A 14,925-nucleotide genomic window follows, 5' to 3' on the forward strand; every position below is an offset into this window, starting at 1 on the left:
GCTATACAGCGCCCCGACCCGCCATGCGATGAGGACCCGACCGTGAGCCGAGCCGACCAGCTGACCGCCCTCGCCCAGGAACGCATCCTCGTTCTTGACGGCGCCATGGGCACGATGATCCAGACCCACAAGCCCGACGAGGCGACCTATCGCGGCGACCGCTTCGCCGGCCATCCCCGCGACGTCGGCGGCAACAACGAGCTTCTCAGCCTGACCCAGCCGGAGATGATCCGCGACATCCACGCCGCCTTCCTCGAGGCCGGCGCCGACATCCTGTGCACCAACACCTTCGGCGCCAACGCCGTGGCGCAGGCCGATTACGGCATGCAGGAGCTGGTGGCCGAGATGAACCGCGAAAGCGTCCGGCTGGCGCGCGAGGCCTGCGACGCGGTCGCCACCCCGGACCGGCCGCGCTTCGTCGCCGGCGGCATCGGGCCGACCAACCAGACCGCCTCGATCAGCCCCGACGTCAACGATCCGGGCTACCGCGCCATCACCTTCGACGACCTCGCCATAGCCTATGGCGACGCCGCCCGCGCCCTGATCGAGGCCGGCGCCGATCTGCTGCTGGTGGAGACCATCTTCGACACGCTGAACGCCAAGGCGGCGATCTACGCCATCGAAAGCCTGCGCGACGAGGGGCTGGCGGTGCCGCCGGTGATGATCTCGGGCACCATCACCGACCGCTCGGGCCGCACCCTGACCGGCCAGACGCCCGAGGCGTTCTGGGTCTCGATGTCGCATGCCCGGCCCTTCGCCGTCGGCCTGAACTGCGCCCTCGGCGCGGCCGAGATGCGGCGCCATGTCCGCACCCTCTCGGAGGTCGCCGACACCCGCATCAGCGCCTATCCCAATGCCGGCCTGCCGAACGAGATGGGCGGCTACGACGAGACGCCGGAGGAGACCGCGGCGCATCTGGGCGAATGGGCCGATGCCGGCCTCGTCAACATCGTCGGCGGCTGCTGCGGCACCACCCCCGAGCACATCGCCGCCATCGCCAAGGCCGTGGCCGGCAAGGCGCCGCGCAAGGTGCCGGGCACGGTGCGGCGGATGCGTCTCTCGGGTCTCGAAATGTTCGAAGCGGGGAGCGCGGCATGAGCGGCATCGCGAGTTTCATCAATATCGGCGAGCGCACCAACGTCACCGGGTCGGCCAAGTTCAAGAAGCTGATCATGGAGGACGACTACGCCGCGGCGCTCGACATCGCGCGCCAGCAGGTCGAGAACGGCGCCCAGATCATCGACGTCAACATGGACGAGGGCCTGCTCGACAGCGAGAAGGCGATGACCCGCTTTCTCAACCTGATCGCGTCGGAGCCCGACATCTCCCGCGTGCCGGTGATGATCGACAGCTCCAAGTTCGAGGTCATCGAGGCCGGGTTGAAATGCGTGCAGGGCCGCGCCGTGGTCAACTCGATCTCGCTCAAGGAGGGCGAGGCGGCGTTCCTCGAACAGGCCCGCACCATCCGCCGCTACGGCGCCGCGGTGGTGGTCATGGCCTTCGACGAGGGCGGCCAGGCCGAGACCGCGGAGCACAAGCACAAGATCTGCCGGCGCTCCTACGACCTGCTGGTCGACAAGGCCGGCTTTGCGCCGTGGGACATCATCTTCGATCCCAACATCTTTGCCGTCGCCACCGGCATCGAGGAGCACAACGACTACGCCCGCGCCTTTTTCGAGGCGATCAAGCTGATCAAGGCCGACATGCCCGACGTCCACATCTCGGGCGGGCTGTCCAACGTGTCTTTCTCGTTCCGCGGCAATAACCCGGTCCGCGAGGCGATGCATTCCTGCTTCCTCTACCACGCCATCCCGCTCGGCATGGACATGGGCATCGTCAATGCCGGCCAGATCACCGTCTACGACGACATCCCCGAGGAGCTGCGCGAACGCGTCGAGGACGTGCTGCTGAACCGCCGCCCCGACGCCACCGAGCGGCTTCTGGAGATCGCCGACAAGTACCGCGGCTCCGGCGAGGCGCAGAAGAAGGAAGACCCGAAATGGCGCGAGGCGCCGGTCGAGAAGCGGCTGGAACACGCGCTGGTCCACGGCATCACCGACTTCGTCATCGCCGATACCGAGGAATGCCGCCAGAAGGCCGACAAGCCGCTCGACGTCATCGAGGGCCCGCTGATGGACGGCATGAACGTCGTCGGCGACCTCTTCGGCGAGGGCAAGATGTTCCTGCCCCAGGTGGTGAAGTCGGCCCGGGTGATGAAGCAGGCGGTGGGTCATCTCCTGCCCTACATGGAAGAGGAGAAGGCCCGCTCCGGCGACACCTCGGCCAAGGGCAAGGTGCTGATGGCCACGGTCAAGGGCGACGTCCATGACATCGGCAAGAACATCGTCGGCGTCGTGTTGCAGTGCAACAATTACGACGTCGTCGACATGGGCGTGATGGTGCCCACCGAGGACATCCTCGCCAAAGCGCGCGAGGAGAAGGCCGACGTGATCGGGCTCTCCGGCCTGATCACCCCGTCGCTCGACCGCATGGTCGAGGTCGCCGCCGAGATGACCCGGCAGGGGCTCGACATCCCGCTGCTGATCGGCGGGGCCACCACCTCGAAGAAGCACACCGCGCTCAAGGTGGCGCCGGAATACGAGCATGGCGTGGTCCACGTGGAAGACGCCTCCAAGGCGGTGGGCGTGGTCTCGCGGCTGCTGTCGAAGACCGCCAAGCCCGACCTTCTCGCCGAGGTCGCGGCCGAGCAGGAGGCGCTGCGCGCCGGCGGGCTCGGCACCGGCGAGCGCGCCACCGTGCCGCTGCCGGCGGCGCGGGCCAACCGCTTCGACGGCGGCTGGGACGGCTACACGCCGCCGGCGCCGCAGACCACCGGGCTCACCGTGATCGACGACATGAGCGTGGCGGATCTCGTCGCCTTCATCGACTGGACGCCGTTCTTCCAGACCTGGGAGATGCGGGGCGTCTACCCGCAGATCCTCGACGACCCGGCCAAGGGTCCGGCGGCGCGCGAGCTCTTCGACAATGCCCGCGCCATGCTCGACCAGATCGCCGCGGAGAACTGGTTCGCGCCGCGCGGGGTGGTCGGTCTGTGGCCCGCCAACAGCGACGGCGACGACATCCTGGTCTGGGAGGACGAGAGCCGCGAGACCCTGCGCGCGCGCCTGGCGCAGCTGCGCCAGCAGGGCCAGAAATCCGGCGACAAGCCGCATATGTGTCTGGCCGATTTCGTGGCGCCCCGTGGCACGCCGGACTGGGTCGGCGGCTTCGCCGTCACCGCCGGGCAGGCGGTGCACGACCGGGCCGAGGCCTACAAGGCCGCCGGCGACGATTACAACGCCATCATGGTGCAGGCGCTCGGCGACCGGCTGGCCGAGGCCTTCGCCGAGGCGCTGCATGCCAGAGTGCGCAAGTCGCTCTGGGCCTACGCCCCCGACGAGGCGCTCGACAACGACGCGCTGATCCGCGAGCAGTATCGCGGCATCCGTCCCGCCGCCGGCTACCCGGCCTGCCCCGACCACACCGAGAAGGGCACCCTGTTCGACCTCCTGGACGCCACGCGGCATACCGGGCTCGAACTCACCGAGAGCTTTGCCATGTGGCCCTCGGCGGCGGTTTCCGGGCTCTACTTCGCCCATCCCGGGGCGCGCTATTTCGGCATCGGCCGGCTCGGCGCCGACCAGATCGCCGATTACGCCGCGCGCAAGGACATGGAGCTCGAGGAGGTCGAGCGCTGGCTGGCGCCCAATCTCGGCTACCGCCCCGATCCGGCGGCGCGTCGGCGAACCGCCTGAGATGGGTTTTGCGGGCCGGATCCGGCAGATCCGGCCCGATTTTCCGGCGCAAAATTGCCATTCAGCCGGCGGAATGTGAGCGAGAACCCGCCTTCGTGCATTTGAGATGCTTTTTTTGCGATGCGGCAGGAAACATTCCGCCCGTCTCATACATTCCATCGTCACAACGTCATCGTGACGAAGGAGAAGCGACATGACCCTCAGAACTCTGATGATGAGCGCAGCGGCCGCGGCCCTGTTCGCCGGCGCCTCCACCGCAAACGCCCAGGAAACGGAAGCTCCCGAGACCGACCAGCCGGTGCTCGAGGAGCAGACCGACACCATGACCGACACCGCCGCCGAGGCCGAGGCCGACGCCGGCGCGATGGCCGAGACCGAGTTCACCTCGATCGAGGAGATGACCGTCGGCGACGTGCTCGGCACCGCGGTCTACGATCCCGAGGACAACCGCATCGGCGAGATCGACTACGTCATCGCCGGCGACGGCGGCGAGCCGCAGGCCGTGATCGGCATCGGTGGCTTCCTCGGCCTCGGCGAATACACCGTGGCGCTGCCGGTCGCGGATTTCGACCTGATCCAGGATCCGTTCGGCTTCCGCCTCGACACCGACAAGGAAACCCTCAAACAGCAGCCGGAATTCGATGAATCCGGCGTGGAATCGCTGCCCGAGGACATGCTGATGTCGGAACTGATGGCCGACACCGAGATGGAGTCGGAGACCGAGGTCGAGACCGAGACCGACGCCGAGGCTGAAACCTCCACCGAGGAAGCCGACGTGGTCATCGAGGGCGATGCCGAAGTCGAGTCCGAAGGCGAGACCGACATGGAAGGCAGCACCGAGAGCGATGCCGCCGAAACCGATGCCGAAGCCGGCGGCGAAGCGGCCAGCGGCGGCATGACCGACGCCGAGACCACCGAGACCGAGACTGAGATGGAGTCGGAGACCGAGATGGAAACCGACGCCGGCACCTCGACCGAGGCCGAGACCGAAACCGAGATGGAGTCGGAAACCGAGGCCGAGACCGAAGGTGAAGGCGACGGCCAGATCATCATCGAGGGCGAGGAAGAGGAATCCTCGAGCCAGTAATCCGGACATCCGGCCGGAACCGATGCGCGCCCCCCGGGGCGCGCATTTTCTTATGTCCGCAGGCTCCGCGGGGGCATGGTTAACAAATCCGGCGGGCTTTGCGGGACTTCGGACTCGCGCGCCCCCGGGCTTCGCGGTATACAAGTCTCACCCCGGCCAGGATGGCGGCGGACCGATGCCCCTGCACTCGAATGATGCAGGCGGGGATTGGACCGGCCCCGGCCGCGTTTCTTCCCTCGCATTGCGTTTGCCGCCCGGCCCGGGATCGGGTTCCGAACGGCGTGTGGGAGCGTCCGGGGGGAGCGCGCGGAGCCGCGATGCCGGCTCCGCGCACCGCTACAACTTCCGGCCCCGGCGCCGCCCCGGAGGCCGGCACCGGCCGGGACTGCGGCGGGCGGGAGCCTTCAGATCAGCGTCAGCACCAGCCCCATCAGCGCGCTGCCCGCCACCGCGTAGCCGCCATCGATCAGTGTCAGCGCCGCTGGGCGCCCGGCAAAGGCGTAGTTCGTCGCCAGCCAGGGCAGCGCGATGAAGGCGCCGAGACCCGCCCCGGCGGTGAGCCCGGCCCCGGCGCCGGCGATGCCGGCGGCGGTCAGCACGTGGCGCATCATCGCCGCCGCCACCAGCATGGCCAGGAAGGAGACGAGGTAGGGCGCCGCCCGGCTGGCATTGGCGGGCCGGCCATCGGCCCCGACCGCCACGCCCGAGGCGCGGATCCAGCGCGCCGACAGCGCCATGTACCACCCGGCCCCGAACAGCCAGGCGGCCAGCGCCGCCGCGAGGATCGCCACGAGGTCCATCGTCGTCTCTCCTGCCCGTCCGCCACCAGCCTGCCGCAGGCCGGCCGCCGGCGCCAGAGCCTAGACGTCGAGACCGCCCAGCGCGCAGACGAGGCGCCATTCCTCGGCGGTGACCGGCTGCACCGAGAGGCGGGAATTCTTCACCAGCGCCATCTCCGCCAGCCGCGGCTCGGCCTTGATCGCGTCGAGCGTAACCGGCTGCGGCAGCGCCTCGCGGGCGCGGATGTCGACGCATTCCCAGCGCGGATCCTCGGTGGTGCTGTCGGGATGCGCGGCGGCGATCACCTCGACCAGCCCGACCACGGCGCGCTCCTTCTGGGAATGGTAGAAGAAGCCGAGATCGCCCACCGCCATCTCGCGCATGAAGTTGCGCGCCTGGTAGTTGCGCACGCCGTCCCATTCCTCGCCGGCCGCGCCGCGCGCCACCTGGTCCTGCCAGGACCAGGTTCCGGGCTCCGACTTGAACAGCCAGTGCCGCATCAGCCGACCACCTTCTTCCACTCGATGAGCTCGACGCTCCGGAACAGGTCGGCGGCGCGGTAGGGATCGCCCGCCGCCCAGTCCTCGGCCGCCGCCATGTCTGGGACGTCCAGCACGATCAGCGACCCGGTCATCTCGCCGTTCTCGATCAGCGGGCCGGCCTGCGCCACCTGGCCGGTGTCGCGGATATAGGCCAGGTGGGCGTCGCGGTTGGCCTTGCGGATCTCGAGGGCGCCGGGCTTGTCCCGGGCAATCAGTGCCACCAGCATGTCGTCTCTCCCTTGTGTGATGTTCGGCGGTGTCAGGCCTTGGCCCCCTTGCGGCCGCTGCCCAGCAGCGGCGCCGCGGCGTCGTCGAGCGGCCAGCGCGGACGCGCGGCGAGGCGCATGTCGGCGCGCGCGCCGGCCGCCAGGAGCTCGCCCCCGGCATAGGCGATCATCGCCGCGTTGTCGGTGCAGAGCGCCAGCGGCGGCGCCACGAAGGCCAGGTCCTGCGCCGCGCAGAGGTCCTCGAGCGCGGCCCGGATCGGCCCGTTCGCGGCAACCCCGCCGGCGATCGCGAAGGCCGGGCGCGCCGGCGCCTCGGCGCGGTAGAGGGCGAAGGCCCGGCGGGTCTTCTCCGCCAGCACGTCGCGCACCGCCGCCTGGAACCCGGCGCAAAGATCGGCGCGGTCGGATTCGCGCAGCCCGCCCTGCGCCGCGACCAGCCCGTCGCGGGCGCGCAGCAGCGCGGTCTTCAGGCCGGAAAAGGACAGGTCGCAGCCCGGCCGGTCGAGCAGCGGGCGCGGAAAGGCGAAGCGGCCGGGATCGCCCGCCGCCGCCGCGCGTTCGACCTCGGGCCCGCCGGGCTGCGGCAGGCCGAGAAGCCGTGCGGTCTTGTCGAAGGCCTCGCCCGGGGCATCGTCGATGGTGCCGCCGAGCCGGGTGAAGTCCTGCGGCCCGCGCACGATCAGGAACTGGCAATGCCCGCCCGAGACCAGCAGCATCAGGTAGGGATAGGCGAGCCCGTCGGTCAGGCGCGGCGTCAGCGCGTGCCCGGCCAGGTGGTTGACCCCGACCAGCGGCGTGCCGGTGGCGGCGGCGATGCCCTTGGCCAGCATCACCCCCGACAGCACCCCGCCGATCAGGCCGGGCCCGGCGGTCACCGCCACCGCGTCCATGCCCGCCAGGGTGCGGCCGGCGCGCTCCAGCGCCGCGGTCACCGCGAGGTCGAGCTTCTCGGCATGGGCGCGGGCGGCGATCTCGGGCACCACGCCGCCGAAGGCCGCGTGCAGCTCGCCCTGCCCCATCACCACCGAGGCCAGGATCTCGCGCCCCCGGGTGATCGCCGCGGCGGTGTCGTCGCAGGAGCTTTCGAGACCGAGGATGACCGGCGGCATGGGCGGGATCCGTTGCGTGAGACAGGTGCAGCAGGTAGCACCGGGAACGATGCGCCACAATCCCGCCCTCCGGCCGCCGCCCGCCGCCCCCGTCCGCACCGCGCCCCGCCGGGGCCGGCGCCGCGGCGCCATGAGCCCGGTCCTGCTCATCACCCGCCCGGAGCCCGGGGGCCGCGACTTCCTCGACCGTCTCGCGCTCGCCCCGGGCAGCGCCGAGGTCATCGACGCGCCGCTCCTCGCGCTGGCGCCCGAGGGGCCGCTGCCCGATCTCGCCGGGCAGTGGCCAATCTTCACCTCGCCCGGCGCCGTCGCGGCGTTCCGGGCGCTCGGCGGACGGGGATCGGGGCCCGCCTACGCGGTGGGCGACGCCACCGCCGCGGCGGCGCGCGCGGCGGGCTTCGCGCCGCGCAGCGCCGCCGGCGACGCGGCCGCCCTGCTGGCGCTGATCCGCGCCGAGGCGCCCACGGCGCCGCTCCTGCACCTGCGCGGCCGCCACGCCGCCGGGGCGCTGGCGGCGCGGCTCGCCGCGGCCGGGATCGCGGCCCGCGAGGCGGTGATCTACGATCAGGCGATGCGCCCGCTCGGGCCGCGGGCGCGCGCCGCGCTGGCCGGGCCGCGGCCGGTGGTGGCACCGCTGTTTTCGCCCCGGACAGCCCGGGCATTCGCGCTATATGCCCCCTTCGGCGCCGAGGTTCTGGTGGCGGCGATGTCGCCCGCCGTGGCGGCGGCGCTCGGATCCGCGGTGCCGCGCTGCGCCACGGCGGCGCGGCCCGACGCGGCGGCGATGGCGGCGCTGACGGCGCGACTATTGGTCGAGGCGGCGGCGCTTGAGGGCCGCAAGGGTGCCGAGTAAGGTCGGCGAAATCGTCTTCCGCAAGGAAGACCGGAGGATAGGAAGCAAAGGGGACGGGACGTGGCAGAGGACGACAAGTCGAAAAAGCCCGCGGAGGACGACGCCGCCCGCAACGCGCCCGCGGGCCCGTCTGCGGCGGACGACGCCGCCGGGCCGCGCGACGAGGACGAAACCGCGGAAACCGGGCCCGCCTCCGGCACGCCGGTGGCGGACCGCGACGTCCGCGACCCCGACAGCGACCTGCCCGGCGATGCCCGCGACCCCCTGACCGGACCCGACCGGCCCGCCGCCGGCAGCGATCCCGACGCCGCGCCGGAGCCCGGCGGGACCGCCAGCGCGCCCGACGCGGAGACCTCGCCCGAGCCCGGCGACGACGCCACCGCCCGGCCCACCGACGCCGACATCGCCGCCGAGGATCCCTCGCTCTTCGCCGCCGGCGCCCCGGTCCGCGAGGAGGCCGACACCACCTTGGCCGGCCACGACGCCGCGCATGGCAGCGGCGACAGCCTGCAGGACGACCCGGCCTCGCGCGACACGCTGGCCGCGGCCAGCGACCCCGACACCCTGTCCGGCCCTGCCGCCGCCGGCACCGACACCGGCCCCGCAACCGCCGCCGGCGGCGCCGCTTTGGCCTCGGCCGGCAGCCGCCCGGTGGTGGAGCGCCGCGGCGGCTTCGGATCGGCCTTCCTGGGCGGCGTCGTGGCCGCCATCGGCGGCTTTCTTCTGGCGCAATATACCGGCCCGACCGGCTGGCCCTTCGCCAACGATGCCGGCGACGCCGCCTTCGAGGAGGAGACCCGCGCGGCGCTCGAACAGACCCAGAGCGGGCTCGACGCGCTGACCGGCCGGATCGGCGGCGTCGAGACCGGGCTGGGCGAGATCGACCTGTCGAGCGTCGAGACCTCGGTGGCCGACCTGGCCGAGCGCACGACGATTCTCGGCGGCGAACTGGCCGAAGTGCAGGCCCGCCTCGACGAGATGGCGGCCGAGATCGAATCCATGGGCGGCGATCTCAGCGACGCCGCGATGAGTTCCACCGATCTCGGCGAGCGGCTGACCGCGCTGGAGAAGCGCCCGGTCGAGGAAAGCGTCTCGCCCGAGGCGATCGCCGCCTACGAGCGCGAGATCGCGGCGCTGCAGGCCGCCGTGGAGGAACAGCGCGCCGCCGTCGAGACCTCGCTGCAGGATCAGGGTGCGGCGCTGGAACAGGCGCTGGCCGACCAGCGCGCCTCGCTGGACGAGATGATCGCCGAACAGCGCGCCGCGCTCGAGGCCGAGCGCGCCGAGGTGGAGCAGATGGTCGCCGAGGCCCAGGCCGCGGAGCAGGACGCCACGCTGCAGGCGCAGGCCGCGCAGCTGCGCGCCGCCATGGCCGAGCTGGTGACCGCGGTGGACAATGGCGAACCCTATGCCGAGGAACTGGCGCCGATCGCCGAGAGCGACCTCGACGTGCCCGAGGCGCTGAGCGCCCCCGCCGAGTCCGGCGTCGCCACCCAGGCCGAACTGGTGGAGAGCTACCCGCCGGCGGCGCGCGACGCGCTGGCCGCGGCGCGGTCGCAGCCCGAGGAGGGCGGCAACCGGCTCACCGGCTTCCTGCAGGGCCAGCTCAACGTGCGCTCGGTCACCCCGCGCGAGGGGGACGACGTCGACGCGGTGCTGAGCCGCGCCGAGGCGGCGCTGCGCGGCGGCGATGTCGCGGCCGCGCTCGAGGAGCTCGCGGCACTGCCCGAAGAGGCCCGGTCCGCCATGGCGGGCTGGATCGACCGGGCCCGCGCCCGCACCGACGCCGTGGCCGCCGCCCGTGGCCTGTCCCAGCAACTGAACCAGGAATAAGGGTCGGACATGCTTTGGTCTCTCATCAAGATTGTGCTTTTCGTGGCGGTTGTCGCCGCGCTGACCTGGGCGGCCGCGACCCTGATGGAAAGCACCGGCGGCGTGCAGGTGACGATCGCCGGCACCGAGTTCACCTTCGGCCCGCTGCAATCGGTGATCGCCGCGGTGCTGCTGGTGGTGCTGATCTGGGTCGTCCTGAAGCTCCTGGCCCTGCTCTGGGCGGTGGCACGCTTCATCAACGGCGACGACACTGCGGTGACCCGGCATTTCGACCGGCGCCGGCAGCGCAAGGGCTACGAGTATCTCGGCGAGGGCCTGACCGCGCTGGCCGCCGGCGAGGGCCGGCGCGCCGTGGCCAAGGCCGAGAAGGCCGAACGCTACCTCAACCGCCCCGACCTCACCGACCTGATCGTCGCCCAGGGCGCCGAGCAGACCGGCGACCGCCGCAAGGCCGAGGACACCTACAAGCGCCTGCTCAAGCATGACCGCACGCGCTTCGTGGGCATCCGCGGCATCATGCACCAGCGTCTCGCCGACGGCGACACCGACACCGCGCTGCAACTCGCCCAGCGCGCCTTCGCGCTGAAGCCGCGCCACGAGGAGGTTCAGGACGTGCTGCTGCGCCTGCAGGCCGAGCACCGCGACTGGAGGGGCGCGCGCACCACGCTCAACGCCAAGCTCAAGCACGGCGCCCTGCCGCGCGACGTCTACCGCCGCCGCGACGCCGTCCTGGCGCTGTCGGAGGCCCGCGACGTGCTCGACGAGGGCAAGACGGTGGAGGCCCAGGAGGCCGCCATCGCCGCCAACAAGTCCTCCCCGGACCTGATCCCGGCGGCTGCCATGGCGGCGCGCAGCCATGTCGCGCAGGACCGCAAGAAGAACGCCGCGCGCATCCTCAAGAAGGCCTGGGAGGTGCAGCCGCATCCCGACCTCGCCGCCGCCTTCGCCGAGATCGAGCCCGAGGAAAGCCCGCAGGCGCGGCTCAAGCGCTTCCGCCAGCTCATCGCGATGAACCCCGACCACCGCGAGAGCCGGCTGCTCGATGCCGAGCTGCATCTCGCGGCGGAGGATTTCCCCGGCGCGCGGCGGGCCCTCGGCAACGAGGCTGAGACCCGTCCCGACGCGCGGGCGCTGTCGATCATGGCGGCGATCGAGCGCGGCGAGGGTGCCTCGGACAAGGTGGTGCGGGGCTGGCTGGCGCGGGCGCTGACCGCGCCGCGCGGGCCGCAATGGGTCTGCGAGAACTGCAACCACATCCACGCCGAATGGACCCCGGTCTGCGGCAATTGCGAGGCCTTCGACACGCTGAGCTGGAAGGTGCCGCCGCAGGGCGACCTGCCGCCGGCGGTGGGCGCGGAGATGCTGCCCCTGCTGATCGGCGCCGACGAGGAGGCCGAGGCCGAGACCGCCCGCGAACCGCTGCCCCAGGCCACCGCGGAGGCCGATGCGAAGGCGCTCGAGATGATCTCGAACCCTGCCCGCAAGACCGAGGCTGCGGCCTCCGAAAGGGCGAAATAGCCCTTTCCCTCATGGTGGCGCGGTGCTAAGAGCCGCGCCACCGGAGCCGCTGTAGCTCAGCTGGTAGAGCACGTCATTCGTAATGATGGGGTCGGGGGTTCGAGTCCCTTCAGCGGCACCACGATTTCCCCGGACAGACCGCCACGACCTGGCCCGACCCGCGCCGCGGTTCGGCGCGGATCGGAGGCGCGCCATCCCCTCAGGCGAGCCTCGGCAGGCGAGCGACGCCGCGCCGCCGCGGCAGCCCCGGGGCGATGCCCTGATGCAGGATCTCGCAGGCCGCGTGCAGCGCCTCCAGCGGAATGTCGTAGCCCGTGCCGGCCCCGCCGGGGCCGGCGCAGGGCTTCGACGCGGCGATCTGGATCAGCCGCACCACCTCGGTGACGTGATCCGGCACCAGCAATCCCGACTGCACCGCCCGATCCAGCAGCGCCTGCGCGTGGCTCCCGGGGCCGGGCCGCCCGGGCGCCGCCTGCGCCAGCCCCAGCGACAGCAGGAACGACGCGAGATAAAGCTCGATCGCGTGGGCATAGAGAACGCCGATCGGCACCTCGGGATGCCGGCACTCCGCCTTGTCCCACGCCGCCAACGCCGCGGTCGCGATGGACGCGTAGGAATGCGCGTGATCGAAGATCCCCAGCGGAGTTGCAGCGCGGTCATGCTCGGATTCCATCCGGCACCCCTTTCCAGGCATGTCGCGGAGACGACCGGCGGATCGCCGCCCGCCGGATCGTCATCGTGACCGGATTGCTGGCGCGCAGCGGGTCGCCGCGCGCCGGATTCCTCACCAGGAATTCACCCCGATCTTCTGGCCGTCGCGATAGACCGCGACGCTGGTCGGGGCGGTCGGCACCCAGGTCTCGCAGACCCGCGCGCCGTCATCGACATTGGCCCAGATCCGGCAGAACCGGCCGTCCTCGATCTCCCAGGTCCCGTTCATCACCACCGTCTGGCCGGCATCCGTCCGGGCCTCGCCGCGGCCGGTGCCGTCCGGGTTCAGGCTCAGCGTCCCGGTATAGCCCTCTCCTGGCCCGCCAAGCTGCAGCACCTGTCCGTCATCGAGCAGCGCCCGCATCTGCGCCTCGGTCATGGCCTGGGAGGTGGAACGGCTGCTCTGCGCGGTCGCCGCGGTTTCGCAGCCGGCAAGGGCCGCCCCGAGGCACGCGATGGCAATAAGACGCGTGAAAAGCATGAAAACCTCACTGAAAATGGATTCTGAAACGAAGTCCTGCCTAGCACAGAATGCGTTTGTCCTGAAGAGATTCCGAAGCGGGGGCGGTGCCGGTTCCGGCTTTCGGACCTTAACGGCCCGTTTCTTGCGCTGCGGCGCGTCCGGGTGCGGGCGACTCCCCCCGGTCGGATCCCCGGCAGGACTCCGCCGCGCCCCGCGTCATCGCTTCGGGCATTCGGCGTCGGGCGGCACGGCGCCTTCGGTCTCCTCGATCACCGAAATCGCGCCGTTGCGCTCGATGAAGGCCCGCTTCACCTCCTCGGGGCGGCGGTAACCCTGCCGGCGCAGGCTCTGCTCGAGGTCGCGCCGGCCCATCTGGGCCCGGCGCAGCGCGTCCACCAGCACCTCTCCGTCGCGGATCACCTCGATCGGGCGGCCCTTGAGGAGGAAGGACAGGGTTTCGTTGCGCACCGCCAGCCAGGAAAAGGCAATCCAGAGCAGTCCGAGCACGAGGCTCGCCACCAGAGTGGGGCCGAGCGGCGCGTTGCCGGTCAGGGCGCGGCTCAGGCTGGAGCCCAGAAGAACCGTCAGCATCACGTCGATCACCGAGGTGTTGGCGAGCGACTTGCGCGGCAGCAGCCGCAGCAGCACCACGGCGAAGACGAAGATCAGAGCCGCGCGGAGCGACACTTGCAGGGGTCGTGAGGTCGTTGGTGGTGGTTCCGAACAGCTCGGCAAGGCTCATGGCGGTACCGCCGCCCGCGGGCCGCGCCCGCCATGCCGCCCGGGTCCCCTCATCCCTTCATCGCCGTATGCAGCCCGGCATCGTCGCTCTGGTCGGACAGCGCCAGCGCCACGCCCCGGGTGGCCGGGAAATGCGCGCAGGCGACGTTGACGATCATCGTCACCGGCACCGCCAGGAGCGCGCCCGCGACCCCCCAGAGCCAGTAGAACAGCACCAGCGAGACCAGGATGACCAGCGCCGACAGCGCGATCTGCCGGCCCTGCAGCTTGGGGTCGAGGTAGTTGCCGACCACCTGTTCGATCACGAAGAGACCCAAGCCCGCCAGCAGCGCCATGCCGGGGTCGAGGGTCACGAATGCGTAGAGGAAGGGCAACGCCGCCGAGATGATGGAGCCGAGATTGGGGATGAAGTTCAGCAGGAAGGTCAGGATCGCCCAGACCGGCAGCAGGTCGATCCCGAAAAGCGCCAGCCAGGCCACGTAGAGCGCCGCGTTGAGCAGGCCGACGCCGGTCCGCACGGCGAGGTAGATCCGCAGGCGCCGCGACGCGGTGGACAGGATGGAGCGCACCGGCGCGTGCCAGGACGCCGGCACCAGCCGGTCGAACTTGGCCACCCAGAGCCGGCGCTCGGAGAAGGCCAGCAGGACGAGGAAATAGACCACCACGAAGCCCGCGATCATCTGCGCCATGCCGCTGGCCACGGCGGTGGCCGCCGCGGTCGCGGCATCGGCGAGCCCGCCGCCCAGGCGCTGCAGCAGCCCGGCCTCGCTGGCCGGCTGGCCGCTGCCCTGCCCGGCCTCGGACCCGGTGCCGCTGTCCTCACCGCCCTGCGCTGCGGCCGCCTCTCCGCCCGAGGCCGCGCCGTCGGCGTCGCCGGGCTGCGCGCCGCCGCGCGCCGCGGTGTCGGCGCCGCCGCGGGCGTCACCCTCCGCCGGCGCCGCCGCGCCGGTTTCCTCGGCCACCGTCTCCTCGATCACGCCGGTCAGGGCGCTCGAGACCTCCTCGTATTCCTGCGACAGATGCTGCGCGCAGAAGGCCAGCCCGCCCAGGAAGGCGAGCATGACCACCAGCAAGAGCCCCAGCGTGCCGATATGGCCGACCCATTCCCAGCGCTCCGAGAACCTGCCCGTCAGCCGCGTGTCGAGCGGCGCCAGCACCAGCACGATCATCAGCGCCGCCACCACCGGCATGATCACCGGCGCGCCGAGCTTCAGCACCGCGATGCCCAGGATCGCCGCGAGGCCGATCAGCAACGGCCGGCCGAGGCGGGCGGACCGGAGGCGGGAGGGGGGCGCTTGGTTCATCG

General features: G+C 71.6%; 14 protein-coding genes and 1 tRNA gene. 7 read left to right on the top strand and 8 right to left on the bottom strand.

The window, feature by feature from the left end; translation table 11 throughout:
- The first annotated feature begins 42 nt into the window (after positions 1-42).
- The 3 genes from ACXYMW_RS10900 (at position 43) to ACXYMW_RS10910 (ending at position 4,842) form a co-directional block, all read left to right on the top strand.
- Positions 43-1,098: a homocysteine S-methyltransferase family protein gene (locus ACXYMW_RS10900; RefSeq protein WP_459035349.1), complete on the top strand. Its 1,056-nt coding sequence runs from the start codon at positions 43-45 to the stop codon at positions 1,096-1,098.
- Positions 1,095-3,755, top strand: a complete 2,661-nt coding sequence (metH, locus tag ACXYMW_RS10905; protein ID WP_459035350.1) for a methionine synthase — start codon at positions 1,095-1,097, stop codon at positions 3,753-3,755. Before ACXYMW_RS10900 ends, metH begins: the two co-directional genes overlap by 4 nt.
- Before the next feature lie 193 nt (positions 3,756-3,948).
- Positions 3,949-4,842 (top strand): hypothetical protein, encoded by an 894-nt coding sequence (locus ACXYMW_RS10910; protein WP_459035351.1) that lies wholly within the window; start codon positions 3,949-3,951, stop codon positions 4,840-4,842.
- 404 nt (positions 4,843-5,246) lie between these two features.
- Here ACXYMW_RS10910 and ACXYMW_RS10915 read toward each other — a convergent pair whose 3' ends face one another.
- Genes ACXYMW_RS10915 through tsaD form a run of 4 tightly spaced genes read right to left on the bottom strand, consistent with a single transcriptional unit; the run spans position 5,247 to position 7,500 of the window.
- Positions 5,247-5,642 carry a DUF1761 domain-containing protein gene (locus ACXYMW_RS10915; RefSeq protein WP_459035352.1) on the bottom strand — a complete coding sequence of 132 codons (396 nt, stop codon included), beginning with the start codon at positions 5,640-5,642 and terminating at the stop codon, positions 5,247-5,249.
- Between the two features lie 60 nt (positions 5,643-5,702).
- Complete coding sequence (locus ACXYMW_RS10920; protein ID WP_459035353.1) at positions 5,703-6,122, bottom strand: EVE domain-containing protein; 420 nt, start codon at positions 6,120-6,122, stop codon at positions 5,703-5,705.
- Entirely contained in the window at positions 6,122-6,391 is a 270-nt protein-coding gene (locus ACXYMW_RS10925; protein WP_459035354.1) for a YciI family protein, read from the bottom strand. The genes ACXYMW_RS10920 and ACXYMW_RS10925 overlap by 1 nt, the downstream gene beginning before the upstream one ends.
- 32 nt (positions 6,392-6,423) lie before the next feature.
- Positions 6,424-7,500 (bottom strand): tRNA (adenosine(37)-N6)-threonylcarbamoyltransferase complex transferase subunit TsaD, encoded by a 1,077-nt coding sequence (gene tsaD, locus ACXYMW_RS10930; RefSeq protein ID WP_459035355.1) that lies wholly within the window; start codon positions 7,498-7,500, stop codon positions 6,424-6,426.
- Positions 7,501-7,630: 130 nt separating this feature from the next.
- Here tsaD and ACXYMW_RS10935 point away from each other — a divergent pair, with 130 nt between their 5' ends.
- The 4 genes from ACXYMW_RS10935 (at position 7,631) to ACXYMW_RS10950 (ending at position 11,825) form a co-directional block, all read left to right on the top strand.
- Positions 7,631-8,353, top strand: a complete 723-nt coding sequence (locus ACXYMW_RS10935; RefSeq protein WP_459035356.1) for a uroporphyrinogen-III synthase — start codon at positions 7,631-7,633, stop codon at positions 8,351-8,353.
- 60 nt (positions 8,354-8,413) lie between these two features.
- On the top strand, positions 8,414-10,186 hold the full coding sequence (locus ACXYMW_RS10940) for a COG4223 family protein (protein WP_459035357.1): 1,773 nt from the start codon (positions 8,414-8,416) through the stop codon (positions 10,184-10,186).
- A gap of 9 nt (positions 10,187-10,195) precedes the next feature.
- Entirely contained in the window at positions 10,196-11,704 is a 1,509-nt protein-coding gene (locus ACXYMW_RS10945) for a heme biosynthesis HemY N-terminal domain-containing protein (RefSeq protein ID WP_459035358.1), read from the top strand.
- Positions 11,705-11,749: 45 nt separating this feature from the next.
- A tRNA-Thr gene (locus ACXYMW_RS10950) sits at positions 11,750-11,825 on the top strand.
- 78 nt (positions 11,826-11,903) lie between these two features.
- Here ACXYMW_RS10950 and ACXYMW_RS10955 read toward each other — a convergent pair.
- The 4 genes from ACXYMW_RS10955 to ACXYMW_RS10970 form a co-directional block, all read right to left on the bottom strand.
- A complete protein-coding gene (locus tag ACXYMW_RS10955) occupies positions 11,904-12,377 on the bottom strand; it encodes a hypothetical protein (RefSeq protein ID WP_459035359.1) in 474 nt (157 codons plus the stop codon).
- A gap of 111 nt (positions 12,378-12,488) precedes the next feature.
- On the bottom strand, positions 12,489-12,794 hold the full coding sequence (locus tag ACXYMW_RS10960) for a hypothetical protein (protein ID WP_459035360.1): 306 nt from the start codon (positions 12,792-12,794) through the stop codon (positions 12,489-12,491).
- Positions 12,795-13,094: 300 nt separating this feature from the next.
- A complete protein-coding gene (locus ACXYMW_RS10965; protein ID WP_459035361.1) occupies positions 13,095-13,565 on the bottom strand; it encodes a DUF421 domain-containing protein in 471 nt (156 codons plus the stop codon).
- A gap of 104 nt (positions 13,566-13,669) precedes the next feature.
- Complete coding sequence (locus tag ACXYMW_RS10970; RefSeq protein WP_459035362.1) at positions 13,670-14,923, bottom strand: AI-2E family transporter; 1,254 nt, start codon at positions 14,921-14,923, stop codon at positions 13,670-13,672.
- Positions 14,924-14,925 lie beyond the last annotated feature (2 nt).

It is taken from the genome of Roseivivax sp. CAU 1761, assembly GCF_054482755.1.